This window comes from Paenibacillus sp. FSL H7-0737 (assembly GCF_000758545.1).
In the GTDB taxonomy this organism is placed as follows: Bacteria; Bacillota; Bacilli; order Paenibacillales; family Paenibacillaceae; genus Paenibacillus_AQ.
Genome location: NZ_CP009279.1, coordinates 6,233,080 through 6,259,528, shown reverse-complemented (window position 1 = coordinate 6,259,528; position 26,449 = coordinate 6,233,080). Strand labels below are relative to the sequence as shown.

The 26,449-nt window shown below is 43.6% G+C and carries 18 protein-coding genes; 16 read left to right on the top strand and 2 right to left on the bottom strand.

What is annotated here, in order from left to right; translation table 11 throughout:
- Positions 1 to 177: 177 nt before the first annotated feature.
- The 13 genes from secA to H70737_RS27310 all read left to right on the top strand — a co-directional run bounded on the left by secA (position 178) and on the right by H70737_RS27310 (position 17,454).
- Entirely contained in the window at positions 178 to 2,685 is a 2,508-nt protein-coding gene (gene secA, locus H70737_RS27370) for a preprotein translocase subunit SecA (protein WP_042192370.1), read from the top strand.
- A gap of 367 nt (positions 2,686 to 3,052) precedes the next feature.
- A protein-coding gene (prfB, locus tag H70737_RS27365; RefSeq protein ID WP_143759238.1) for a peptide chain release factor 2 occupies positions 3,053 to 4,166 on the top strand; the annotation gives its coding sequence in 2 pieces (ribosomal slippage) (positions 3,053 to 3,124 and positions 3,126 to 4,166; 1,113 coding nt in all).
- A gap of 151 nt (positions 4,167 to 4,317) precedes the next feature.
- Positions 4,318 to 5,202 carry a YitT family protein gene (locus tag H70737_RS27360; protein ID WP_042192368.1) on the top strand — a complete coding sequence of 295 codons (885 nt, stop codon included), beginning with the start codon at positions 4,318 to 4,320 and terminating at the stop codon, positions 5,200 to 5,202.
- Positions 5,203 to 5,377: 175 nt separating this feature from the next.
- The gene (gene argC, locus H70737_RS27355; RefSeq protein ID WP_042192366.1) at positions 5,378 to 6,433 is read left to right on the top strand and encodes an N-acetyl-gamma-glutamyl-phosphate reductase; all 1,056 of its coding nucleotides are present in this window, start codon (positions 5,378 to 5,380) and stop codon (positions 6,431 to 6,433) included.
- Between the two features lie 20 nt (positions 6,434 to 6,453).
- Positions 6,454 to 7,686, top strand: coding sequence for a bifunctional ornithine acetyltransferase/N-acetylglutamate synthase (gene argJ / locus H70737_RS27350; RefSeq protein ID WP_042192363.1), 1,233 nt, complete (start codon positions 6,454 to 6,456; stop codon positions 7,684 to 7,686).
- A gap of 42 nt (positions 7,687 to 7,728) precedes the next feature.
- Positions 7,729 to 8,559 (top strand): acetylglutamate kinase, encoded by an 831-nt coding sequence (gene argB / locus H70737_RS27345; RefSeq protein ID WP_042192361.1) that lies wholly within the window; start codon positions 7,729 to 7,731, stop codon positions 8,557 to 8,559.
- Positions 8,560 to 8,629: 70 nt separating this feature from the next.
- Positions 8,630 to 9,916, top strand: a complete 1,287-nt coding sequence (locus H70737_RS27340; protein ID WP_042192358.1) for an aspartate aminotransferase family protein — start codon at positions 8,630 to 8,632, stop codon at positions 9,914 to 9,916.
- The gene (gene argF / locus H70737_RS27335) at positions 9,913 to 10,881 is read left to right on the top strand and encodes an ornithine carbamoyltransferase (protein WP_042192355.1); all 969 of its coding nucleotides are present in this window, start codon (positions 9,913 to 9,915) and stop codon (positions 10,879 to 10,881) included. The genes H70737_RS27340 and argF overlap by 4 nt, the downstream gene beginning before the upstream one ends.
- Positions 10,882 to 11,173: 292 nt before the next feature.
- Positions 11,174 to 12,409, top strand: a complete 1,236-nt coding sequence (locus H70737_RS27330; RefSeq protein ID WP_042192353.1) for an argininosuccinate synthase — start codon at positions 11,174 to 11,176, stop codon at positions 12,407 to 12,409.
- A gap of 93 nt (positions 12,410 to 12,502) precedes the next feature.
- Positions 12,503 to 13,918, top strand: coding sequence for an argininosuccinate lyase (argH, locus tag H70737_RS27325; RefSeq protein ID WP_042192351.1), 1,416 nt, complete (start codon positions 12,503 to 12,505; stop codon positions 13,916 to 13,918).
- A 146-nt stretch (positions 13,919 to 14,064) separates the two neighbouring features.
- On the top strand, positions 14,065 to 15,264 hold the full coding sequence (locus tag H70737_RS27320) for a phosphoenolpyruvate hydrolase family protein (RefSeq protein WP_042192349.1): 1,200 nt from the start codon (positions 14,065 to 14,067) through the stop codon (positions 15,262 to 15,264).
- Positions 15,265 to 15,365: 101 nt separating this feature from the next.
- Positions 15,366 to 16,574, top strand: a complete 1,209-nt coding sequence (locus H70737_RS27315) for a Tm-1-like ATP-binding domain-containing protein (RefSeq protein WP_042192346.1) — start codon at positions 15,366 to 15,368, stop codon at positions 16,572 to 16,574.
- Between the two features lie 43 nt (positions 16,575 to 16,617).
- Positions 16,618 to 17,454 (top strand): phosphoenolpyruvate hydrolase family protein, encoded by an 837-nt coding sequence (locus H70737_RS27310; RefSeq protein WP_042192344.1) that lies wholly within the window; start codon positions 16,618 to 16,620, stop codon positions 17,452 to 17,454.
- A 182-nt stretch (positions 17,455 to 17,636) separates the two neighbouring features.
- Here H70737_RS27310 and H70737_RS27305 read toward each other — a convergent pair whose 3' ends face one another.
- Positions 17,637 to 18,425 carry an alpha/beta hydrolase gene (locus H70737_RS27305; protein WP_042194616.1) on the bottom strand — a complete coding sequence of 263 codons (789 nt, stop codon included), beginning with the start codon at positions 18,423 to 18,425 and terminating at the stop codon, positions 17,637 to 17,639.
- A gap of 188 nt (positions 18,426 to 18,613) precedes the next feature.
- Here H70737_RS27305 and H70737_RS27300 point away from each other — a divergent pair, with 188 nt between their 5' ends.
- From H70737_RS27300 to H70737_RS27290, 3 genes are read left to right on the top strand one after another with little or no spacing between them, the layout of a single operon-like run.
- Positions 18,614 to 19,144: a type IV pilus modification PilV family protein gene (locus tag H70737_RS27300; protein ID WP_042192342.1), complete on the top strand. Its 531-nt coding sequence runs from the start codon at positions 18,614 to 18,616 to the stop codon at positions 19,142 to 19,144.
- Complete coding sequence (locus H70737_RS30045; RefSeq protein WP_052404443.1) at positions 19,128 to 19,649, top strand: PulJ/GspJ family protein; 522 nt, start codon at positions 19,128 to 19,130, stop codon at positions 19,647 to 19,649. Before H70737_RS27300 ends, H70737_RS30045 begins: the two co-directional genes overlap by 17 nt.
- Before the next feature lie 13 nt (positions 19,650 to 19,662).
- A complete protein-coding gene (locus H70737_RS27290) occupies positions 19,663 to 21,435 on the top strand; it encodes a hypothetical protein (protein WP_042192340.1) in 1,773 nt (590 codons plus the stop codon).
- A 75-nt stretch (positions 21,436 to 21,510) separates the two neighbouring features.
- Here H70737_RS27290 and H70737_RS30040 read toward each other — a convergent pair whose 3' ends face one another.
- Positions 21,511 to 26,133, bottom strand: a complete 4,623-nt coding sequence (locus H70737_RS30040; protein ID WP_052404442.1) for a collagen-binding domain-containing protein — start codon at positions 26,131 to 26,133, stop codon at positions 21,511 to 21,513.
- Positions 26,134 to 26,449 lie beyond the last annotated feature (316 nt).

Genomic DNA, 26,449 nt, shown 5'->3' with positions numbered 1-26,449 from the left:
CTCTTGTGCGTATAAGCGACTATATTTGAAAAATGTGGCTGATACACCTTGTATTGCGGCATCTCTTACAAACTGTTACAATTTATGAAGCAGCGGAATCGAATTTATAAATGGCCCTTTCAATTTTGTGAGGATGGGCTCGGTTCCACCATCTGTGTTGCATGAAAGGGGTTAACCATGCTAGGACTTGTAAAGAAAATATTCGGAGACACCAACGATCGTGACGTTAAACGTCTCATGAAGACAGTCGATGTAATTAATGGATTGGAACCGGAATTTGTAAAGCTATCTGATGAACAGTTACAAGCTAAGACAGCAGAATTCCGTGCCCGTATTGAGAAAGGCGAAACTCTGGAAGAAATTCTTCCTGAGGCATTTGCAACCGTACGTGAAGCTTCCAAGCGGACACTTGGTATGCGGCATTTTGATGTGCAGTTAATTGGTGGTATGGCTCTGCATGAAGGCCGAATCTCCGAGATGAAGACTGGTGAAGGTAAGACACTAGTAGGTACATTGCCAGTGTATTTGAATGCTTTGCTAGGTAAAGGCGTACACGTAGTAACGGTCAATGACTATTTGGCTCAGCGCGACAGCGCACAAATGGCACAAATCTATAACTTCCTGGGCATGACGGTTGGGGTTAACCTGAGCGGTATGGACCATGCTGATAAACAAGCTGCTTATGCCTGCGATATTACGTATGGCACAAACAACGAATTTGGTTTTGATTATTTGCGTGACAACATGGTGCTTTATAAAGAGCAAATGGTTCAGCGCCCTCTGTATTTCTGTATTATTGATGAAGTGGACTCTATTCTTATTGATGAAGCACGTACACCTCTTATTATTTCCGGACAAGCTGAGAAGTCTACAGAATTGTATTTTTCAGCAGACCGTTTCGTGAAAAAGCTTAAGGCTGAAGAAGACTACACAGTTGATATTAAGGTGAAGTCTGTAGCCTTGACTGAAAAAGGTGTGGCTACTGCTGAGCGCGCTTTTGGTATTGAGAACTTGTATGATCACAGTCATGTAACTTTGAATCACCATATCGTCCAAGCCCTAAAAGCAAATGTAATTATGCGTCGTGACGTAGATTACGTTGTAAACGAGGGTGAGGTCGTTATTGTTGATGAATTTACAGGACGTCTAATGTCAGGTCGTCGTTATAGCGATGGGCTGCACCAAGCGATTGAAGCGAAGGAAGAAATCGAAGTACAGAATGAGAGTATGACTCTTGCAACAATCACATTCCAGAACTACTTCCGTATGTATCGCAAACTGGGTGGTATGACAGGTACAGCGAAGACTGAGGAAGAGGAGTTCAAGAAGATTTATGGTCTTGAAGTTCTTCAAGTACCTACGAACAAACCAAATCAGCGCGTAGATATGCCAGATGTGGTCTACAAGAGTGAGAACGGTAAGTTCAAGGCTGTTGTGGAAGAAATTGTAGAACGTCACAAAAAGAACCAGCCGGTACTGGTTGGTACAGTTTCGATCGAGAATTCAGAGCTCGTATCTGAAATGCTGAAGCGCAAAGGCGTTAGACACCAAGTGCTTAACGCGAAGCATCACGCTGCGGAAGCAGAAATCATTACCCATGCAGGTCAGCCAGGTACAGTTACGATTGCTACCAACATGGCTGGACGTGGTACGGACATCGTTCTGGGTGAAGGTGTGACAGATCTTGGAGGTCTGCATATCATTGGTACAGAGCGTCATGAATCGCGCCGGATTGATAACCAGCTGCGCGGTCGTGCGGGTCGTCAAGGTGACCCTGGTTCTACACAATTCTACTTGTCGCTTGGCGATGAGCTTATGAAGCGTTTTGGCGCTGACAACGTTCTGACTATGATGGATCGTCTCGGATTCGAGGAAGATCAGCCGATTGAGAGCCGCATGATCACACGTGCGGTTGAATCTGCTCAGAAACGTGTTGAAGGTAATAACTTTGATATCCGTAAAGTCGTATTGCAATATGATGACGTGATGAATCAGCAGCGTGAAATTATTTATAAACAACGCCGTGAGATTCTGGAGTCTGATAATATTAAAGATGTCGTGCTTGAAATGATCAAGCCAGTAATTGAGCGTATCGTTCTAGCACACTGCAGCGATGATATTCCTGAGAACTGGGAACTGCAAGAAGTTGCTGATTACGTAAACAGCAAGCTGCTTGAAGAAGGTGCTTTGACCCGTGATATTCTATGGGGTAAGGAAGCTGAGGAGATCATCGAGTTTATTTTCGAACGTGTGCTTGAGAAATATGCTGCACGTGAAGAACGTCTGGGTTCAGAACTCGTACGTGAATTCGAGAAGGTAATCGTGCTTCGTTCCGTAGATAGCAAATGGATGGATCATATTGATGCAATGGATCAATTACGTCAAGGGATTCACTTGCGTGCTTACGGTGGTACGGATCCACTTCGTGAATATCAATTCGAAGGCTTTGAGATGTTTAATACTATGACTGCTACGATTCAAGAAGAAGTAGCTACTTATATTATGAAGGCTCACATCGAGGCGAATCAGGAACGTCAATCCGTTATTGATGAAGACAAGATCTCTACAAACAGCGAACCTGTTGAGAAACGTCCGGTTCATGTTGAGGCTGTGACTGGCCGTAATGATCTTTGCCCTTGCGGAAGCGGCAAGAAGTACAAGAATTGCCACGGTCAAAACGCATAAGACAAACGTTTAGTAGCGCTCATATTCAGGTGTTGAAGATGTAAGTCTTTAACCCTGATCTCTATGGGTATACTAACCATAAAGAGCGGCTGGGCCCGGGGGTATCCCCCGTTTACGGCCCAGTCGCTTTTTTGGATCTTTAGCACTTGAGTGAATTTGGAATGGAGAGAAGGTTTGGAACTGTAGAAACGGAGTGTTCGCCTTTGTTTCGAGATTCCAACCGCGATGCGGTTATCTATTCAAGGAATCTGGAAACAACAGCGATCGGAAGTCCAATCCTTCTCGGAATGGCTGAACATTCACTCATTCACTAACTATCCAATAGAGCGAAGACCGTAACAACCAATTTTGAAAGGTGAAGTGACCTATGATAGAACCAAATGTAAAGCAGGATCTGCGTGAAATAGGCAAGAAACTAACTGACCTTAGGGGGTCTCTTTGACTTAGATCTTAAGCAAGAGATGATTTCTAACTTTGAAGAGAAAATGGCAGCTCCGGGATTCTGGGATAATAGTGAGCAAGCGCAGAGTGTAATCGCTGAGATGAACGCTGTGAAATCTTCCGTAGATCAATACGAGAAACTTCAACAGGAATACGATGATGCTGCGATGATGGCAGAGCTTGCGGATGAAGAGGGCGATGAGGATCTGGCAACAGAAATCGGAGAGACAATTCGCAGCCTAGGCAGTAAAGTGGATGAATTCGAGCTGCAATTGCTGCTTAACCAACCGTATGACAAGCTGAATGCGATCCTTGAGCTTCATCCGGGTGCAGGCGGAACGGAATCTCAAGACTGGGGTCAAATGTTGCTTCGTATGTACACGCGTTGGGCTGAGAAACGTGGATTTAAGGTTGAAGTGCTCGATTATTTACCGGGTGATGAAGCAGGAATTAAGAGTGTTACACTGCTTATCAAGGGCTTCAACGTATATGGATATTTAAAAGCTGAGAAGGGTGTCCATCGACTGGTGCGGATTTCTCCGTTTGACTCTTCGGGTAGACGCCATACCTCTTTTGTCTCCTGTGATGTCGTTCCGGAAATTACCGATGATGTTGAAGTTGAGATCCGCACCGAGGATCTTAAGATCGATACGTATCGCGCGAGCGGCGCCGGTGGACAGCATATCAATACCACGGACTCTGCGGTACGGATTACTCACTTGCCGTCGGGCGTAGTGGTAACCTGCCAGAACGAACGTTCACAGATCAAGAACCGGGAGCAAGCGATGAAGATGCTGCGTTCCAAGCTGTATGAGCGTAAGCTGCAAGAGCAGCAGCAGCAATTGGATGAGATTCGCGGCGAGCAATCCGAAATCGCTTGGGGCAGTCAGATTCGTTCCTACGTATTCCATCCGTATAACATGGTCAAGGATCATCGTACATCCGTGGAAACAGGTAATGTGGGTGCAGTAATGGACGGAGACCTGGACGCATTCATTGATGGGTACTTGCGTAGCCAGATCAAGGTTGAGGCGGATTAAGGGATTTTTTCGGGAATATAGGAAAGTATAAGCTTACTCCATACTTTATCTTTATATTTTTTTAGGGGAAACGGATACCATTCTTTGATATGGATGGAATAGCCGTTTCTTCTTACGTAGAGCAAGATGACACTTTAAGGAGCGCCATGAAATGCAAAAAATCAATTCTCGTAATAAACCCCCGCTGATTCCACTGAATGGACCCGTCCGTCATGTGGTGGATACAATGCTTATTCTGATCGGTTCGCTAATCACAGCACTGGGGTTTAATCTTTTTTTTCTGCCTAATCATATAGCTTCTGGTGGTGTATCGGGTCTTTCAGTATTGGCTGAAGCTTGGTTTGGGGCTGAACCGGCATTTACACAGTGGGCGCTTAATATTCCATTGTTTGTACTAGGAGTAATCTTCCTGGGGAAACAATACGGTGTTCGCTCGTTGCTTGGGAGCTTTGTGCTACCGCTATTTATCTTGTTGACAAAAGATTTACCTACACCTACAACTAATCCACTTTTAGCCTCCATTTATGGCGGTATCTGTGTGGGGGTGGGACTTGGCGTTGTATTCCGCGGACGGGGCTCAACAGGTGGACTTACGATTTTGGCGCAAATCATTCAAAAGATATCTGGCCTCAGCTTCTCGGTTTCCGTTGTGTTGCTGGACGGGACGGTTATTGTGCTGGCTGCATTTATACTCGGCATGGAGCAGGCGCTGTATGCGCTGATCGGATTGTTTGTTACAGGTAAGGCCATTAATGCAATAGAGGTAGGCTTCCGTTATACGAAGGTTGCTTATATTATCTCGGATAAGACAGATGAAATATCTACGGCGATATTAAATGATCTGGATCGTGGTCTGACAAAGCTGGACGCACATGGCGGGTACACTGGCGATGCACGTACCGTTCTGATGGTAGTGGTAGGTCAGAATGAAGTATCAAGGCTAAAGGCGATTGTCCAATCCGTAGATACAAGTGCATTTGTTATAATTACCGAAGCGCATGAAGTGTTAGGCGAAGGATTTAAAAGAGAAGCGTAATCTCTCCTACAGGGGAGGTGACGCTTCTCTTTTTTTCTAAATGAGGTTATATTTAGGATGAATAAAGTTCACATATTGTGTTGTATTTATATTAATAGGGATGTATAATAATACATATTTCTAAGACGGTATGCATTATATTAAATAATATATTCAGGATAAGCAGGAAGTGGGGATGACAGTGGAAGGCAAGCTGAGGGCGGCGATTGTTGGATCAACGGGTTATGGAGGCGTAGAGCTGATTCGGCTACTACAAAGTCATCCTAAAGTAGAGATTACTTCGGTAATTTCCTCATCTAGTGCAGGGGATGCGATAGAGGAAGGGTTTCCTCATTTGACGGGCATTATTGACCGAAGGCTGGATGGCGTTGATCCGGCGCAGATGGCTGAGCGGGCGGATGTGGTTTTTACGGCTACGCCGTCTGGTGTAAGTGCAAAGCTGGTGCCGCAGCTGCTGGAAGTTGGTCTTAAGGTCGTAGATCTATCCGGTGATTTCCGATTGAAGGATGGCGCAGAGTATGAGTACTGGTACAAACATACAGCTCCTGCTGATGAGTACCTGGAACAAGCTGTGTACGGACTTTGCGAGGTGTTCGGAGAGCGTGTGGCTGGGGTTGATTTTATATCTAATCCAGGCTGTTATCCTACGGCTACACTTCTTGGACTAATTCCTGCGATTCAGGCAGGCTGGATTAAGCATGACAGTATTATTATTGATGCCAAATCCGGGGTTACCGGAGCAGGACGCGGAACGAGCCTGATGGTGCATTATGCAGAGATAAACGAGAACTTAAAAACTTATAAAATAAATAAACATCAACATATACCAGAAATCGAGCAGACGCTCACGGAGATTGCTGGAGAAAAGGTAACCGTAACGTTCACCACACATCTCGTGCCTATGAGCCGAGGTATTATGAGTACGATGTATGCAGGAATGACGGGCAATTATACGGAGCAGGATTTTGTGAATTTATATCGTGAATATTATGCGGGCAGACCTTATGTGCGGGTGCGCGATGTAGGTGTGATTCCAGCGACAAAAGAAGTTAGCGGCTCTAATTATTGTGATATCGGATTTGCGACAGATGCTCGTACAGGGCGGGTGACCATAGTCTCCGTCATTGATAACGTTGTAAAAGGTGCGGCAGGTCAGGCAATACAGAACCTTAATTTGATGATGGGATGGGAGGAAACCCTTGGCCTCGGCTACACACCTGTGTATCCATAAGGATCAGCGGTACAAATAACATGAGCGAGATTGAATTATTTACTACCTTGGAAGGTGGAAGCATTACTTCACCTAAAGGATTTAAGTCCGGAGGACTGCACTGTGGATTGAAAAAAACAGACCGCAACGATCTCGGAGTGATTCTTTGTGAGGTTCCAGCTACGGCTGCTGCCGTGTATACGACAAATGTTTTTCAGGCGGCTCCTCTGAAGGTGACGCGAGAAAGTCTTGTGAACGGAACGTTGCAGGCGGTAGTCGTGAACAGCGGGAATGCTAATGCCTGCACAGGTGAACAAGGCGAGGCCGATGCTTATGAGATGCGCGCTGCTGCGGCTCAACATTTGGGTGTAGAGGTTAATGATGTTGCTGTCGCCTCGACTGGTGTGATCGGTGAGCTGCTGAAGATGGACTGCGTACGTAGCGGTATTGCTGCAATACCAGAGAAGCTGGACGGTGGGGCTGCTGGAGCGGAAGAATTTTGTCAGGCCATACTTACAACTGATTTAGTTAAAAAAGAGGTTGCCGTGAAGGTGCTTGTTGGCGGTGTAGAAGTTATTATTGCTGGAGCTGCGAAGGGCTCCGGGATGATTCATCCTAACATGGCTACTATGCTCGGTTTTATGACTACAGATGCTGATATTTCAGCGGAAGATTTACACAGTCTACTTCGTTCTGCTACGAACGTTACTTTTAATATGATTACAGTTGATGGAGATACAAGCACGAATGATATGCTAGTGTCGATGGCTAGTGGGCTTGCAGGTAATGAGAAGCTGACTCGATTTCATCCGGATTGGGACGCTTTTGCTGCTGGATTCACTTATGTGTGCCAGACGCTTGCCAAAGCGATTGCTCGAGATGGCGAAGGTGCAACTCACCTGATTGAGGTTCAAGTGAATGGTGCTGTTCATGACGAAGCTGCTTCAGCGATTGCCAAGACAGTGGTGGGTTCTAGCCTAGTGAAATCTGCTATTTTTGGAGCGGATGCGAACTGGGGACGGATTATTGCTGCGGTTGGACGCGCGGGTGTGCCAGTATCGCCGGAGCGTGTGAACATTTCGTTAGGTGATATCGAGGTGCTACTGCATTCGAAGCCGGTTGCTTTTGATGAGGAGAAGGCTTTGGCCTATTTGCAAAAAAGTGAAACTGTGCTGATCACTGTAGATTTGCATGATGGAACCGGAAAGGCTACAGCTTGGGGCTGTGACCTAACTTACGATTATGTGCGTATTAACGCTGCATACCGTACCTAATTTGTGGCGTGCTTAAGCCCACAAGGGAAGGATACCGAACTTATGACGCTAAATAGCGAGCTTGAACTTATAGATGCATTAGATGGTAGTGGATTGTTTGTGATGAAATGCGGCGGCAGTACGCTGGCTGCTCTTCCTGATTCTTTTTTCGAAGATTTACGAGATTTGCAGCAGGAAGGCATTCAACCTGTAATTGTTCATGGCGGAGGGCCAGCCATTTCAGAGAATCTAGCAAAGCTGGGCATTGAAAGCAGCTTCGTGAATGGTCTGCGAGTAACCACCGAGGCAGTACTAGATGTCGTAGAGATGACGCTGGCAGGGAGTATCAACAAGGCGATTGTAAGGCGAATTCAAGGAAGTGGCGGTCTAGCTCTAGGGCTATCCGGCATCGATGGAAATATGATTACTGCTAGACCCGTAGCTAATAGCGCTGAAGTAGGTTTGGTAGGCGAAGTAACGGAAGTGAAAGCTGATATCGTAACAGGGATTATAGGTATGGGATATATTCCTGTCATTGCACCTATTGGTGTAGATGCTGCAGGTCAGCGCTACAATATTAACGCAGATACAGCAGCAGGGGCAGTCGCTTCTTATGTAGAGTCTCCCCAAATGATCGTAGTCACTGATGTGCCTGGCATTATGAGTACGGTGGAGGGTCGAAAGGTTGTGCTTCCATCCGTTACCGTACAGGAAATCGAAGCTTTAATTGAAAGTGGAGAAATCTACGGCGGCATGATCCCAAAAGTACGGGCAGCTATCGATTGCATTCAAGGCAGCGTTTCAGAAGTTATTATTGTGGATGGAAAAGAACCGCGGGTGCTTAGCCGAGTACTGCAAGGTGAAGCGATAGGCACACGTATTATTCGTTCGTAGAATCATAGATGAATATCATTTAGAGGTGCAGCCTGGTACACAGGAGCACAAGGTGGGAGAGTGACTTAGAATGAGCAAGCTTACACAAGCTGAATTGGATTCGCAAGCAGGGGCACAGCAGACCGATACAGTAGGATCAGGTACACCGGATGTTGCAGCAGGCAAGCTGAGCGCGGTATTCCCTTCTTACGCCAGATATGATCTCAGCTTAGTTAAAGGCAAAGGCACCTGGGTATGGGATGATAAGGGCAATAAGTATCTTGATTTCACAAGTGGATTAGCTGTGACCAGTCTAGGTCATGCTCCTGAAAAAGTCGGTGCGAAGCTAAAGGATCAGATTGATACGCTCTGGCATGTCTCGAACCTGTTCCATATTCCTGGACAGGACAAAGTTGCAAACCTTTTGACAGAGAATAGCTGCGCTGATCAAGTGTTTTTCTGCAATAGTGGGGCAGAAGCGAATGAGGCTGCTATTAAGCTGGCTCGTCGTTACCACCAGAAGATTAAAGGTGTGGATCGTTATGAGGTTATCACATTTGAACAATCCTTCCATGGACGTACATTAGCCACACTAACAGCTACAGGTCAGCAAAAGGTAAAAGAAGGATTCCTGCCGCTTCCAGCAGGCTTCAAGACAGTACCCTTGCATGATCTCCCGGCGTTAGAAGCTGCTATCGGGGATCATACAGCTGCTATCATGCTGGAGATGGTGCTTGCAGAGGGTGGCGTGCTTGAGGTAGAACCTGAGTTCTTGAACGCTGTAGTGGCACTGTGCAAGAAACACGGATTGCTTCTGATTGTAGATGAGGTACAGACAGGTATGGGACGTACAGGCAAGTTGTTCGCTCATCAGCATTATGGAATTGAACCAGATATTTTCACTTTGGCTAAAGGGATTGCTAGTGGGTTCCCAGCGGGCTTAATGCTTGGCAAAGGGTATTTGCGTGAAGCGTTCTCACCTGGCAGCCATGCGTCCACCTTCGGAGGAACACCGCTTGCAACAGCGGTTATGGCAGCGACGATTGAGACAATGTTGGAGGATGAGCTTCCACAACGCGCTGAAGAAATGGGTAAGTACCTGACAGGTCTTTTGAAAGAGAAGCTGGTGGACTGTTCTTTTGTGAAGGATATCCGTGGTAAAGGACTGTTAATCGGGATTGAATGTCAATTACCAGTGGGCGATATTGTTTTGGCTGGACAAAAGAAAGGCCTGTTGTTCGTGACAGCGGGTCCTAATGTCCTTCGCTTATTGCCTAATCTATATGTAAGTAAAGAGGAGATCGACCAAGCGGTAGACATCGTCTCCGAACTCATTCATACTTATGCTAAACAAGCAAACGGGGAGGTAAGCTCATGAGTCAGGGCGTACAGAGTAACAAGCACACCATTGCGCAGCAACTGAAAGGCCGTGATTTACTGGAGCTGAACGATTACAGCCCGGAGGAAATTACGTATCTGATTGATTCGGCGATTGAACTGAAGAAGAAGCAGAAAAATGGCGAAGAATTTCAGCCGCTGAAGGGGAAGACGATTGGTCTTATTTTTGAAAAATCCTCTACTCGTACGCGCGTGTCGTTTGAAGTTGGAATGTATCAGCTGGGAGGGCATGCCCTTTTCTTGAGCAAAAATGACATTCAGCTTGGACGCGGTGAAACGGTTGGAGATACAGCACAAGTAATGTCACGTTATCTTGATGGAATTATGATCCGTACCTTCGGCCATGACAAAGTTGAGGACCTAGCTCGTTACGCTTCTATTCCAGTAATCAACGGTCTGAGTGACCTGGCACATCCTTGCCAAGTGCTGGCGGATTACCAAACGATTTACGAGCACAAAGGGAAGCTTAAAGGTCTGAAGCTGGCTTACATCGGCGATGGCAACAATATGGCACATTCTCTGATGATTGGTGGCGCTAAGCTGGGTGTGGACGTATCTATCGCAGGACCGGAAGGTTATGAGCCAGATGCAGCGGTTGTAGCGGAAGCCCGTGAGATCGCTAAAGAAACCGGAGCGAAGATTGTGGTCACTCACAGCCCGCAAGAAGCTGTACAAGACGCTGACGTCATCTACACCGATGTGTGGGCGAGCATGGGCTTCGAAGAGGAGCAAAAGGCGCGTGAAGCGGCATTCAAAGACTATCAGGTCAATGAAGAGCTTGTAAAAGGCGCGAAGAGCGATTATCTCTTCCTGCACTGCCTGCCAGCCCACCGTGAGGAAGAGGTCAGCACGGGCGTGATTGACGGCCCTAACTCGGTGATCTTTGATCAGGCTGAGAACCGCCTGCATGCACAAAAAGCTTTGATGGCCGCCCTAATGAGTTAAGGAATTTAAATAATATAAAATATAAATCACTATATAAATTGAATTAATGTTGAGCGAAGTTAGGTTTTGGACGATGGAGTAATGGAGCGGAATTTTTGGAACTGTAGGAGCGTAGCGTTCGCCTTTATCATCAGATTTCATCCGCATAATGCGGTTTGAAATAAAAGAAATCTGATGATAACAGCGACCAGAAGTCCAAACATTCAGCGTAGTTGCGATTAATCGTTAAAGTGCTAGCGAGAGCACGGTTATTTTAATTTATATAGCCCACACGAAAGGAAGTTGCCACACCATGGCTAAAGAAAAAATTGTACTCGCCTATTCCGGCGGACTAGATACATCCGTTATTTTGAAATGGCTTAAAGAAACTTATGATGCTGAGATCATCGCCTTCACAGCCGATATCGGCCAAAAAGAAGAGCTCGACGGTTTGGAGGAAAAAGCACTAGCAACCGGCGCATCGAAAGTATACATCGACGATCTGCGCGATGAGTTCGCTAGCGACTTCATCTACCCTATGTTCCAATCCGGCGCGCTTTACGAAGGCCAATACTTGCTCGGAACTAGTATTGCTCGTCCACTGATCGCTAAGCGTATGGTGGATATCGCCATCGCTGAAGGCGCAACGGCTATCGCGCACGGCGCGACAGGTAAAGGTAACGACCAAGTGCGTTTCGAGCTTGGCGTAGCTGCTCTAGCACCAAACATTAAAGTAATCGCACCTTGGCGTCTGGAAGAGTTCCGCAATCAATTCCCGGGTCGTGCGGAAATGATCGCTTATGCGGAAGCTAATGATATTCCGGTACAAGCATCTGCGGCGAAGCCGTATTCGATGGACCGTAACCTGCTGCACATCAGCTATGAGAGCGGCGTATTGGAAGATCCTTGGTTTGATCCAAGTGCACCTGAGAACAAGGGAATGTTCCTACTGAGCAATGCTCCTGAGGATGCTCCGGATGAAGCGGAATATTTGGAACTCGATTTCGTTAAGGGAGACTGCGTAGCGCTGAATGGTGAGTCCTTAAACCCACTTCAAGTGATGGAGAAACTTAATGAGCTAGGCGGTAAACACGGTATCGGACGTGTGGATATGGTTGAGAACCGTTTTGTCGGCATGAAGAGCCGTGGTGTGTATGAGACTCCAGGTGGAACAATCCTATTTGTCGCTCATCGCAAAATGGAGTCCATCACGATGGACCGTGAAGTGATGAACCTGCGTGACAGCCTGATCACTCGTTACAGCACTTTGGTGTATAACGGTTTCTGGTTCGCTCCAGAGCGTATCGCACTGCAAGCTCTTGTAACACAGAGCCAACAAAATGTAACGGGTACTGTTCGTCTTAAACTGTACAAAGGCAACATCATCGGCGCTGGAGTGAAGAGCCCAGTCAGCCTGTACAACCCTGAAATTGCAACGATGGAAGCTGATCCTACACAAGCTTATGATCAAGGGGATGCAACTGGTTTTATCCACTTGAACGCATTGCGCCTTAAAGTTTCTACTGGTGTAAATGGAGCTTCGAAATAGAACGATAACATAAACTTAAACGGGCAACCCGAAGGCCGTTCCTCCCGTCAGGATAGGAGCGGCCCTCTGGCGTCCAAGAGGAGGAAACTACAGGTGAGCAAGCTTTGGGGTGGACGGTTTACTAAAGGAACAAACAAGCTGGTGGAGGAATATACGGCTTCCATTGGATTTGATAAGGCTTTGGCCAAAGAAGATGTACAAGGCAGTCTGGCACATGTAGCAATGCTGGGCAAATGTGGAATCCTTCCACAAGAAGATGTGGAGACCATTAAGCAAGGTCTGAACAAAGTATTGGACAAGGTTAACGCTGGAGAGGTTGTTTTCTCCGTAGCGGATGAAGACATCCATATGAATATTGAAAAACATCTGATCGAGGAAATCGGTCCGGTTGGGGGTAAACTGCACACAGGACGCAGCCGTAACGATCAGGTGGCAACCGATATGCACCTTTACCTACGGGGCCGTGTAGTTGAGCTAGTTAGCTTGCTGCATGAATTACAGGAAGCTTTGATTGAACAAGCCAAAGATAATGTGGAGACGATCATCCCTGGGTATACGCATTTGCAACGGGCACAGCCGATCCTGTTTGCTCATCACTTGTTGGCTTACGTATCAATGTTCCGCCGCGATGCGGAGCGTTTGACGGACAGCTACAAACGGATCAACGTTCTGCCACTCGGAGCAGGAGCGCTTGCGGGAACGACCTTCCCGATCGACCGCCATTTTGTGGCGGAGCAATTGGGCTTTGACAGTGTTTACGAGAACAGTCTGGATGCTGTCAGCGACCGTGATTTCATCGTGGAGTTCTTGGCGAATGCAGCGCTTGTTATGACACATCTATCCAGACTCAGTGAGGAATTGGTACTGTGGAGTAGTACAGAGTTTAGTTTCGTGGAACTGGATGATGCTTTCTGCACAGGCAGCAGCATTATGCCACAGAAGAAGAACCCGGACGTACCAGAACTGGTACGGGGTAAAACTGGTCGCGTATACGGCAACCTGATTGGCTTGCTGACCGTACTGAAATCACTGCCACTCGCGTACAACAAGGATATGCAGGAAGACAAAGAAGGCATGTTCGATACCGTTACTACACTGACTGGTGCACTGCAATTGTTCGCGCCGATGATCTCCACCATGAAGGTGAACAAGGGACGGATGCGTGAAGCCGTGAACACGGACTTCTCGAATGCAACGGATATCGCCGACTTTTTGGTAGGTAAAGGTCTTCCTTTCCGCCAAGCACATGAAGTAATCGGAAAAACCGTGCTCTACTGCATTAACGAAGGCAAGTTCCTGCTGGATCTGACGTTGGAAGAGTTCATGCAATTCTCACCGCTGTTCGACGAGAATATCTATGCTGTTCTTCAACCGGAAGCTGTAGTTAACGCCCGTAACGTTTATGGCGGCACAGCCACGGTTCAGGTGAAGGCTGCAATCGAACGCGCGGAGCAGGCACTGCACGAAGCTAATGAATGGGTTGTAAAACACGGTGACGCTATATTGTAAAACGTATCAATACCAAATCTCGCCTCAGACTTTAATAGGTCGCAGGCGAGATTTTTTTTATCTAAAGGGGCTCTAATTACAACACGACTGGATTCACAGTGTTCTTTACGGTTATCCTTAGATTAGGGATAGGAGGGTGCGTAAGTATGAGTAGAGAGCAAATCCTAGACGAGCTTAGATCGCAATTAGAACTGGGGAATCATATTATTGGAGTAGCCACAGGTGCGGGAATAACGGCAAAGTATGCGAAGCAGGGTGGAGCAGACTTCCTTCTGATGTTAAACTCGGGTAAATTCCGGCAGATGGGGAGGAGCTCTCTTGCTGGGATTTTGCCGTTTTGTAATAGCAATGATATGGTGATGGACTTTGCGTCTAGGGAAATCATCCCTTTGGTAAGAGATATTCCTATTATTTTTGGCCTCAATGCAACCGATCCGACAAAAGACATGGAGACCTATATCGGTGAAATAAAGAATAAGGGATTTTCCGGAATTAATAACTACCCCACGGTTGGCTTAATAGATGGTCAATTTGGAGAAGCGCTCGAAGAAGAGGGAAATGGTTATCTACTCGAAGTAGAAGCTATAAGAATAGCTCACGAAAAAGATTTGTTCACCATAGCCTTTGTATTTGACGAAATTCAAGCCGCTCAGATGATCGAGGCAGGAGCAGATATTATTTGTGCACATTTAGGCTTAACCGAAGGGGGATTATTAGGAGCCAAGAAGGTATTCTCTCTGGAAGCTGCCAAGGCTAAGGCGGACAAGATTTTTGATACATGCAATGCGCTAAAGCCAGATTTAATTAAATTGGTTTATGGTGGTCCCGTGAAAACGCCGATTGATGTGCAGTATATGTACAGTAATAATCAAAACTTGATGGGGTATATTGGGGGCTCTGCTTTTGAAAGAATTCCCTCGGAGAAGTCCATTACAAATATAACCAAAGCTTTTAAAGTGTCGGGGACGCTGGATGAAGATGATTTTATGGTCAAAATGTTAGATGGCATCACAAAGCACTATGATTATGTTGAATTTGTAAAAGAATACGTAGCCCAAAATTATAGGAATGAGATCTTGTTTGCAGATTTAGCTAAGGTGGCGCATGTATCCCGAAGTTACTTAAGTAGCTTGTTTACCAAAAAAGTAGGCTGCAGCTTTCAAACGTATCTCGTACAATTTCGGATGGATAAGGCAGCGGAAATATTACATAGAGACCCTATCCAGTTATCTGAGCTAGCACCATTAGTTGGGTACCAAGACTATGCGCAGTTTAGCAAAATGTTTAAGAAGTATAAAGGGTTCTCTCCAAAACAATATAAATCTAACATAAACACAAAAACATAAGACATAAAAGCGTTTTCATTCATAAACCAAAGAAGTATGATTAACTCATAAGTTGATCATGCTTTTTTTTGTTGCAGATATTTGAAGAGGAGGTTGAAGAAATGAAGACGATTGCCATTGCCGGAACTTTTGACACCAAGGGTGAAGAATATCTCTACATTAAAAGTTTGCTGGAAAGCTTGGAACTGGGTACGTTCACGATTCATACGGGTGTGTTTGAACCCACCTTTACACCGGATATCTCTAACCGAGAAGTAGCAGCAGCCGCGGGTGTAAGTATAGATGAGCTCGTTGCCAAGAAAGATAGGGCACTAGCAACAGAATTATTAGCCAAAGGTATGGAAAAATTAGTACCTGAATTATATAAGCAAGGCAAATTTGATGGAATTATCTCCTTTGGGGGCACTGGAGGGACTTCACTTGTAACCCCTGGTATGCGGGCATTGCCTATTGGTGTACCAAAAGTGATGGTTTCGACCGTAGCTTCAGGGAATACTGCTCCATATGTAGGCACTAGTGATATTGTCATGATGCCATCCGTAGTGGATGTTGCTGGACTCAACTCCATTTCAACAAAGATTTTTACCAATGCGGCCTTCGCCATCGCCGGTATGCTTAAATTTGAGAATAAACAAGTGATAGAGAAAAAACCATTAGTAGCTACAACAATGTTTGGGGTAACAACCCCCTGTGTAACGGCAGCTCGTAACTATCTTGAAGCTAGAGGATATGAAGTGCTTGTATTCCATGCAACAGGTGTAGGTGGCCAGTCCATGGAAGCGCTAATCGAGGCTGGTTTTATTGAAGGTGTATTGGATCTGACCACAACAGAATGGGCGGACGAAATTATTGGCGGTGTGCTAAATGCCGGACCTCATCGGTTAGAAGCTGCTGGAAAACATCATATTCCACAGGTTGTATCGGTAGGCGCGCTTGATATGTGCAACTTTGGCCCTTATGATACGGTACCTGAGAAATTTGCTGGACATAAGTTCTATAAGCATAACCCTACAGTTACTTTGATGAGAACAACAGTAGAAGAGAATGAAGCCATCGGCAAAAAGCTTGTCGAGAAATTAAATATGGCCAAAGAGAAAACAGTGTTAATGCTGCCGCTTAAAGGGATATCCGGGATTGATGTTGCAGGGGAAGCTTTTTACGGGGTAGAGGAAGATCAAATGTTATTTGATACCTTAAGAAATGGTGTGAACAGAAATGTTGTCGAGGTTATCGAGATGGATTGTGCCATTAATGATTTAGAGTTTGCAGAAGCAGCAGCTCAGAAGCTAATAGATCTCATGAGCAAATAAGGCTTTTATAAGATAAATAAATATTTAAATGGAGGCGTTACACATGAACAAAAATACAAGAACTGAAATCATGGCGAAGTTTAGAGAAGAAGTGGCAAATGGAAAGATTCTTTTAGGCGTGGGAGCCGGCACAGGAATTACTGCAAAAAGCAGTGAAGCTGGCGGAGCAGATATGCTGATTGTTTATAATTCAGGAAGATACAGAATGGCAGGTCGTGGATCACTGGCAGGGTTATTATCTTATGGGGATGCCAACCAAATCGTAGTCGAAATGGGTTCTGAGGTATTGCCAGTTGTGAAAAATACTCCCGTATTAGCAGGCGTATGTGGAACGGATCCTTTTAGAGTGATGGAGGTTTATTTAAAACAACTTAAGGAACAAGGTTTCAGTGGCGTGCAAAACTTCCCAACCGTTGGTTTGATTGATGGCGTATTCAGACAGAACCTTGAAGAGACTGGGATGGGGTATGGTTTAGAAGTAGATATGATTAGAGCAGCGCATGAATTGGATATGCTCACCACTCCTTACGTATTTGATCCTGAACAAGCTAAAGCTATGGCAGAAGCAGGCGCAGATATTCTGGTGGCGCATATGGGCTTGACTACCAAAGGTACAATTGGAGCTAAGACCGCTCTTACTTTAGATGATTGTGTAGAAAGAATTGAAGCGATTATTAAAGCAGGGAAAGCGGTAAATCCAGATATTATGGTTATTTGCCACGGTGGACCGATTGCTGAGCCAGAGGATGCGGCGTATGTAATTGAACGGACAGAAGGTATAGACGGATTCTTTGGTGCATCCAGTATTGAAAGATTTGCTGCTGAAAAAGGGATCACAGAACAGACTGGATTATTTAAAAAAATCACCAAACAAGCATAATTGCCTTCGGCGTCCTTATAAGGACGGTAAGCAATTGAGCGAGAAATATAAGGATACAGTAGTGTGAAACTTATACTCTATCCTTATATTTTAAAAGAACCCTCCTAAGAGGGTAATCTGAGTAGAACAGATATTAAAGGTGTAGCTTATGGCTGCACCTTTTTGTTGTCTATTAGAAGAAGCTAGTTATTACTCAACGGTAGCCAAGCCAATATATCGCGGATTTTGGCATCCCAGTAGCCCCATTCATGGTTGCCAGGACCTTCATCGTAGGTGAAATCAAGGGAGGTTGCTCGGCATGCATCGCGGAATTTCAAGTTATCTGTGTACAGGAAATCTCCTGTGCCACAGCATTGATACAGCGCTGGTTTCGGTCCTGTGGAGCGGTTCACTTCCTCAAGCAGCCATAGAAGGTCTTCGGGCGTTCCGGCGATATCTTCTGTTCCGAAGATCATTTCGTATTCTTTGCTTTTGACGGTAGGATCTTCCGCGTTCATGAAATTATGCGCCATATCGAGTGCTCCTGACAGACTCGCTGCCGCTGCAAAAGACTCCGGTTTACGCAGTCCCAGCTTGATCGCCCCGTAACCACCCATCGATAGTCCAGCTACAAAGTTCTCCTCACGTTTATCTGACAATGGGAAAAACGAGCGCGCAAGCATTGGCAACTCTTCACTAATAAAGGTCCAATAACGGCCTCCAACCGCCATATCCGTGTAGAAACTGCGATGTACATTCGGCATAACTACAGCTATTCCCATCTCTGCTACATATCGTTCTATAGAAGTCCGGCGAAGCCAGATCGAATCATCGTCTGACAAACCGTGCAGCAAATACAGCGTAGGGTGAAGTTCGCCTCTAGTTACGTTGCTCATCCCGATTTGTGTGGTTGTTTTTTGCGGCAAAATTACAGTCATTGAGGTATTCAATCCTAGTACTTCCGAATAAAATTTGCACTCTATTAAAGCCATTTCATCCATCCCCTCTCTCTCCAAATAATAGCACAGAGCAAAAGTGAGAGATATTGTAGAAATATCTGAATTATAAGGGTTTTGAGGATTGCTGTAGCTGGATATGAAAGAATATAATGGAAGTAGAAAATTAAGGAAAAAACGTGCAAATATGAAAGCATTCTCGTAGGCGGGAGGAAGAAAGTAGGATGAAATCAGGCCTAAAGCAGGAAAAAGGATTTACATTGATCGAAGTGCTGGCCGCTATTGTGATCTTATCGATAGTTTCACTGGTACTTACGTCTTACTTTACAAACGCCATGAGTTACTCTAAATCGAACCAAAACAAGACGATTATGGTCAATCTGGCGCGGAACGCGCTGTTTTATGTGGAGAAACAGGATTTTAAGGAGATGAAGGATTATTTCATAACGAAGGGGAACGATGCGATAGAAGCTGAAGAGTGTACCCTAGTCAACTGTAGCTATAGTAATTTATTCTCAAACATGACAGCCTTGGCGAATGTATTGAATCCAACAGTTAACGATATCCGTTATAAGATCAATATTATCTATCAACCGGAATTAGTCGATAATCCGTTCACTACTCCAATTGATAAATCAGCTGTAAAGGATTATTTAATACCCGTTAAAGTTGAGGTAAGACGAGTAGAAAATAATGAACAGCCCGCTTATAACGTAATGTTGGAGGGATACATAACTGATGAAAAAATCCGCTAAAAGACTTAGGTCGGAACAAGGTTTTACCTTGGTGGAATTAATTGCGGCACTCACTGTATTTGCAATGATAGTCGGCCTAATATCTGGAGTTACTATGTACGGCTTTCGAAGCTATCATAAAATCTCAATTCAGAATGCTTTACGCGACGAGGCGGATCTGATCATGTCCTCTATTATTACTGAACTCTATACATATAGTCCTGAACGGCTACAAAACATTTCTGGAGGAATTGAATTAATAAAAGACGGGAGTTCTCCGCGTGTAATTCGGGTATCAGGAAATGAAGTCGTTATAAATGGCAAAGAAAGCGGGGCTGAGTCTGGTTCTCCTCTTGCGGTACAATCGAAAATGGCTGGTTCTATCATAACCGCTTCCACATCAGATGGTAGATCATGTAATGTAGCCTCGCTTTGCAACTCCGGTCTGATCCAGATTAAGCTGGTATTAAAGTATAAGGGAAATGATGCAGATAAAATGGAATTGGAAAGCCAATTTGGATTTTAGGAGGAGAACAGAGATGTTGAGGCGAGCAAGCCTCCGATCAGAAAGAGGGTCGGCTTTGGTACTTGTAATGTTTATCGTCCTATTGCTCACTATTTTGGGAGTTACAGTGCTTAGTGCTACGATTGGAGGGGCTAGGCGTGCAGAGACTCGTGAGAATGATGTACAAAGCCTTCATTTAGCACAGAAATCGATTGATGAGGCGATTGCTTATATTACAGCAAATTTAAATAAGAAAATACAAGTTAGTAGTAATACTACTCAGGCACAGTTTGATCAAGAAATTGAGATGTTTTTAAGGGGGCTCAATTCTAATAAAGGAGCTTTTGTTACCGATACAAGTTTACAGGGAGCTAGCAATGAAATCACGGGAATTACTCTCGATGGCAGTTCTACAAGTAGTAAGCATGTAGTTGCGATTAAAGCCAATGCAACAGTGAACGGCGTGTTAAGAACGTTGCAACAAAAGGTTGTCATTACGACATTCCCAGATTTTTTGAATTATTCATTGGGTTCTGAGGGAACGATCTATTTGAATGGCGCTCCTTATATTCAGGGGAATATTTATGCTGGAAATCAATTAAAAGTTAGCCAGGTGGCTAAGTATAAACATAACGCAGATTTGGAAAAACGCAGTCTATTTCCTTTAATCGATGGAGAGGCTCATATTCAATCAATGAACGATCTGCTTTATTCCAGAACAGGGGATATATTTGAAAAGGTACCGACAATTGATGATGCCGACTATTCTTCACTAGATAATAGGGTGAAGACGATCGTTGAAAAGGCAAAGATCAAAAAGAAAACGACGTTTGTCCAAGTGAATGTGGAAGATTCCTTTTTGGATAAAGTTGCTGAAGCTTCAGGGTCGGCTGGAAATAAGAAGGTATTCAGCGATAGATATTATGGAGCGGCTGGATCTAATAGTGGTGAAGTCCCCACTGCTAGAGGAACAAGATTAATTACCTCGCTTCAGCAACCCGGGGACATTTCCACCTTATGGATGCCTATGTTAGAAGATTTTGAGGACATTGCAACTGGTAATACAGATGAAGAGAAGGAGCAGGAGAAACATAGACTTTTCGAAGAAGCAAAGCTATCACTGAAGCAAAACCTTGAGCGATTGGAGAGAAGCACGATCTTTATAGGCAATCTAAAGTTGGATGGAGTTATGTTAAATCAGATAAGGGATACTTCTAAGCTTAATCTAAGCACTGGGGCTCATTGGCTCATTGTAAACGGTGATTTAACAATAGATAGTTATTCAACGGCCATTGTCCAAAGCAACATTTTGGTGACAGGGAATTTATATATCAGAGGAAAAGCTGAATTTGATTCTACTATGTTTGTGCTTGGAAAAACTGATATTGTGGATGCTACGATATCAGGAATACCGATCGCAGGTAGCGGAAGTAAAGAACTTGTATTGATCTCAAAGGGAGCTATACTTATCAATCGGGTTGAAGAGTTTAAAAATGAGGCTACAAGATTAAGAGCCTTTTTTTATACGGATAGTACGGCAGAGTTGTACGGCGTGGGCTCTATATTTTCACTCGATGGCGGCTTTTTTGCTAAAGGAGATTTGATTATCAATGCGGTTGTTGGCAAAGTCAAGAAGGAGACAGGATCTGCAAACTTTAATTTTGATATCCAGACGGAGGTTGAGCCCCCTCGTTTTATTGTTAATTATAATGAACAAGTATTTGAAGACCAAAATGTGGGACTGCCACGTGTGAATCAAATAAACGTTCATGTAGGTCCCATCGAATTGCTGACTCCAGGTAAGTAATGGGCGCAGATTAGAAAGCAGCCGATCAGTATCTGATCGGCTGTTTTCTCATTATTTAACAGAATTCGAGGTGCTTTAGTAGCGATTCTCAATAGTATCTTGTGATCCAATAATATATATTGTGTAGAATGCTTCAATCATCTCATTACTTAAAGTGAAATAATAGGCTCTAATCGTTGCTTGGCCTTTACTGATTCCACGATAGAGTCCGTTTTGTACTTGTAGAATAGCTGGTTTAGAAGCGTCTTCACCCGATTTGTTGCTAACAATCTCCCAGTGCATTTTGTTTATAAGGCTAGTAGGTAGAGCCCCAAAAGGATCCCGTGTATTTAAGAGTGTTAATAAATTTAGGGATTCACCTTCCATGATTATTCCTGAATCGGGATAGAATACCAACCCTGGTTTAGGCACAATTATGTTGTGGATATTACTGGTGATTCCAACGGCTTTAACTTGAATCTGTATATCATTTTTCGATTCTAGCCCCTTTACACTAACCCTCTTGTCGTAAGTTATTATTTTGGAAACTGGAATAGGATTATCTACCGTGACGAATCCAGCATATTTAAGATCACTGTCGTTGACCAAACTCCATTCAAACTGTTCATTACTTGCGCTGTCAGGAATGGTACTAACACTTAAGTCAGTGGTTCCTTCATATGGCACTTTTTTTGGTCCGGTAATTGTCAAAGAATCAAGACCAACGGTTATTGGTATCGTTTTTCGAATTCCTATTGAATTTAAATTAGAGGTTACAGTAACAGTTAACCTGTACTCTCCTGATTTGTTAGCTGTGAAACTGGTAGTTTTAGGCGTGCTATCAAGAGTATCAAGAGTAACATTATTTGTTGGTAAACCATTTGCATCCACGATGCTCCATGAATATTGAACTCCCGATTCATTTGTGTTTTTATAGTCAGCCGTGAAATCTATTTTCTCATTTACAAGAGCGCGGTTAGGTCCTTCAATATTTAATTGGGGATCCAAGACAGTAACAGTAGCCTTACTAATAAGATTACTTCCATCGTTAGAGGCTACTGTAATTTCAGCAGAGCCAACCTTATTACCAAACACGACGCCTAATGGACTAACACTAACAATATTATCGTTGCTTGATGTCCAGATCAGTTGATTAAATTTCTCCGACGGCTTAATAATCAGATGAAGCATTTGGCTATCTCCTAATAAAAGTTGTGCTCCACTTAACTCTAAAGTAGTTATTCTGTCGATAGCGGTAATCGTCATCTCAGGGAATTTAATGGTCGTTCGCACCGGCGGATTAGAAGTCGGCGACGGCGTTACTGTTGGCGATGGTATTGATGTCGGTGTCGGCGATGGTGTCGAAGTTGGTGTTGGTACAGGAACGGGTCCTCTGTATGGCAGAATATCAATTAAGCATGATGCAGTATTCAGGGAAGCAGCGATTACATTTCCATAAACATTCCCGTTGCTAATACTTAATGCTGCTTTGGGAGCTAGGATCGAACCTCTAATTTCAACTCCTGAGATATTGACCGTTGTTGCATCTGGAAAGTTATAAAGGATGTTGTTTCCTGTCGTATCTTGAGGCAGAGCAAAGGCTTTATGGACATTAACAGTTGATCCGGTAATGGTATAGATCATAGTAGAACCTGAAAGAGCAGTAACATTAGTCCATCCTGTTTGATTAAAATAGTTTGCGGTAAAGTTAAATATGTTAACAGCACGGTTTCCTGTCACATATAAACCACCATCTTTCAGCTCTGTTGTTCCATTTTGCGGAACTGCCGCTAATTGATTAGATAGATTCTCGTAATATTTCTTAGCTGCTGAAAAATCGATTAGTGTATCATTAACCTTCGTGTATGTTCCTGAGATAATGCTACCACTATCAACTCTGTTGAATTCTCCTTGGTGAATGATATTTCCATACACAGTACCATTGGTGAAATTCAGGTTTCCACCAGTAACGATAGCATAAGGTACTTTGTTGCCATTAGACATGTTAATGTCCACTCCACTAGTAGTTACATCACCCCCAGCTGCCAAATTACCTTTCAAAGAAGCAGTCACTGTGGCTTTTCCAAATATAAAAGCATTGTAATCACCAGCAATTCCAAGCCCGGAGCCGGTTGTAGAAACGGATGGGTTGAAATTAGTAGTACTAGGTGTTGGACTAGCCGTAACAACTGCTGTTGCCGTTGGAGTAGGAGATGCAGAAGGAACAGCATGAATATCTACGAAATCAACTAAGGCGTTATCGAATTTATAAGTTGCGGCTACATTTGCTGATACATTAATTGAAAATTTGATGGGCTCATTGGAATCAGGCAGGAAAGTCTTAATCCCATTCACGTTCTTTAATGTATAAGTAATATTATTAAGTGACTTCTCTAATGCTAGTCCTGTTCCAACACTACCAGAAGGGTTGGTCATCCCATCAGGTAAGCCTGATGCTTCAAGCTTAATGTTCGCTGGAAGAATGTCACGGAATACAATGTTTGAAATTACTTGATGTTCAGATGATTGATTGGTTGTACTTACTTCCTCAAATGGAACAGGTTTGGCTTGGATGATATAAGTAATAGTAAAAGGTTCATTTTTTGCTACTTCGCCGTTAGTGCTAACATTGGTTGACAACTCCCGTGATAATTCAAGATTCGATTTAGCTTCTAAAATAGTAATATCAATGATTTTTGGAGCTGCATAAGCGCCTTGTTTATCACGCGCTGTAATTTCTATTGTTAGTTTACCACCTCTAGGGAGAGGGTTTGGGAATACCTGATGAATGGTCTCTCCCGAAAGAATAGCCTTCTCAGCCATCCCTGTATTAGGTAAATAGGTATTCCCGGACTTAAAACGAATAGTTGTAAATAAATCGCGATCTTTTAAATCGGGATCTTCGACTACATAATCTATTAAGAGCTCATTCTGATAAGACGGTTTTATTTCATCTTGCTGTGGCGTAGATACCGTGATTTCTGGCGCATGATTAGCACCAATATAAGCTCGGTACATTGTGTTGACGAAGAGCTTTTGCTCCCATACCGGGAACTGAACGCTGGATGTTCCAAATACGTGACCAGTACCAGAGTATGTTACATTTCCTTTAGAGTAGGTGTAGTAGTGGTTCCAGCTATCATCAACATCCCGTGAACTTCCTATAATGTTATACCAAGGGATGACTGAAGGATCCTCTAGATTTAAAGTAAAGTATTGATTATGTGTTGTTGCTATCTGTGGTGTAATAATGTTTGTCTGCTCATTGTTTGCATTAATAGTACTCAAGTAAAAAGGGTATTGCGTTAGTAAGCCATCATTAATTGGTTTGACTGTAGTTGATGGATTAGGAGCGTTTAGACCTAAGTTTGTTTCCGGTTCGATTTGACCCGTAATTTTCTTAAAATTCTTGACCCAATTGCTATTATTCTGATATACCGTATCATGTGTGAACATGACGCTCTGTTTAGTAACCTCTGTAAAATCAATAACAGCCTGGGTAGCAAGTTCACTTAATACAGCTTTGTCATTATAAATATCACGAAATCCGAATATGAGCATATCGTATACGCCGTTAAGTCCATATTTATTATCTTTGGTATACTGAGTCGCAATATCGGTATTAAATTCAGAAATGGTCTTAGTAGTAATCTTTAATTCGTAACTGCTATTACTTAGGAAACTTTGCGTCATATTTTCAGGTCTGAGAAGACTGCTACTTCTTTCACTATTAGGAATAGTAGGCAATACCTGAAGAATATTAACGATTGTTTTCTTGCCAAGGAATTGAATCGTGCCACTGTCAAAGTCTTTTAATTTGTTCGGATTTAAGTGGTCTACAATTTCTAACTTCCAGTACAAAAGACCAGAGTATGTATTAGGAAGTTTGTATACGATTTCGCCATTAGGATCTTGATTCAAAGTCTGTACAGCCACGACATCATTTTCGGTCATTTTAATCGACTTATCTACACTCATGTACAATTTTGCTAGGATAGGGCGTTCGTTAAGACTGTTTACATTTGATACATTGAATTTAAAACTAAGAGTATTTCCAGGTTTATAAACATGCTCCTGGTTCTGGCTGTAATCAATAATGTTAGCTTTATTAGTAATTTGAATACGAGGACGTTGCTTTAAAAGATCCTTCTGAGCGGAAGGATCTTTCTTCAAATTTTCGATCCATGTATTTAACTCATTGTTATCGACGAACTTAACATTTGATTTTGGTGTTAATGTCCGGTAGGTATTAAAGGTGTTGTACAATATTCCACGCTGATTAGTTGTTTGCTTATCAAACGGCTCTTTGTTGATTAATACGTAAAGTCCTTTATTAATAAAATAATTGGTGATTTCTTTCGCTTTTAAATTAGTTATGTCATTCATAACTGCTTTGGTATTATGATCTTTTCCGGAGACCCCACTCGTACTGTAAGTCCCCTTCCCGATATAAATCGCATCGTATCTTCCATCCAGATCATCCCGCAGCGCCACAAAGCGCTTCATACTCATCGTATCAATGATAAGGCCAGATATTCCGGTTTTTAGAGACGCAAGCTCACTAACTCCATTCTCCGTAACCTCAAGCATACGAATCTGATAGTCATTTGAACTGGCTTCGACATTCGTGAAGTGATTTTTGAGTGGCAGAACAAGCAGAAGGAGAAGTAAGATCGTTACTGTAAAAAGATAGATCCGTTTGTTACTGGCAAATTTCATGTTCATCTCTCCCTGATTGTTAACTATTGGTAGATATGGTCGAATTGTATGTTGTGTATGCTAGTTTCCGACAGCTTTTTCAGCTGAATTCGTTGTAAAATTATCCAATCTATGTTATATACATTCTAGGACATTCAGCATTGATAGACAACATAAATCTATTGAAATATACCTATAAATTTATTACTAAAGTCCCAAGTCTATTGAAAAATACGCTAGTTTGACAAATTCATGAGATCCTTAATTATGGAAAAAATAATCTTCTTATTTTGCAGAAATGGAACTGGTAATTTATCCTCCGTTTATTCCAAGTATT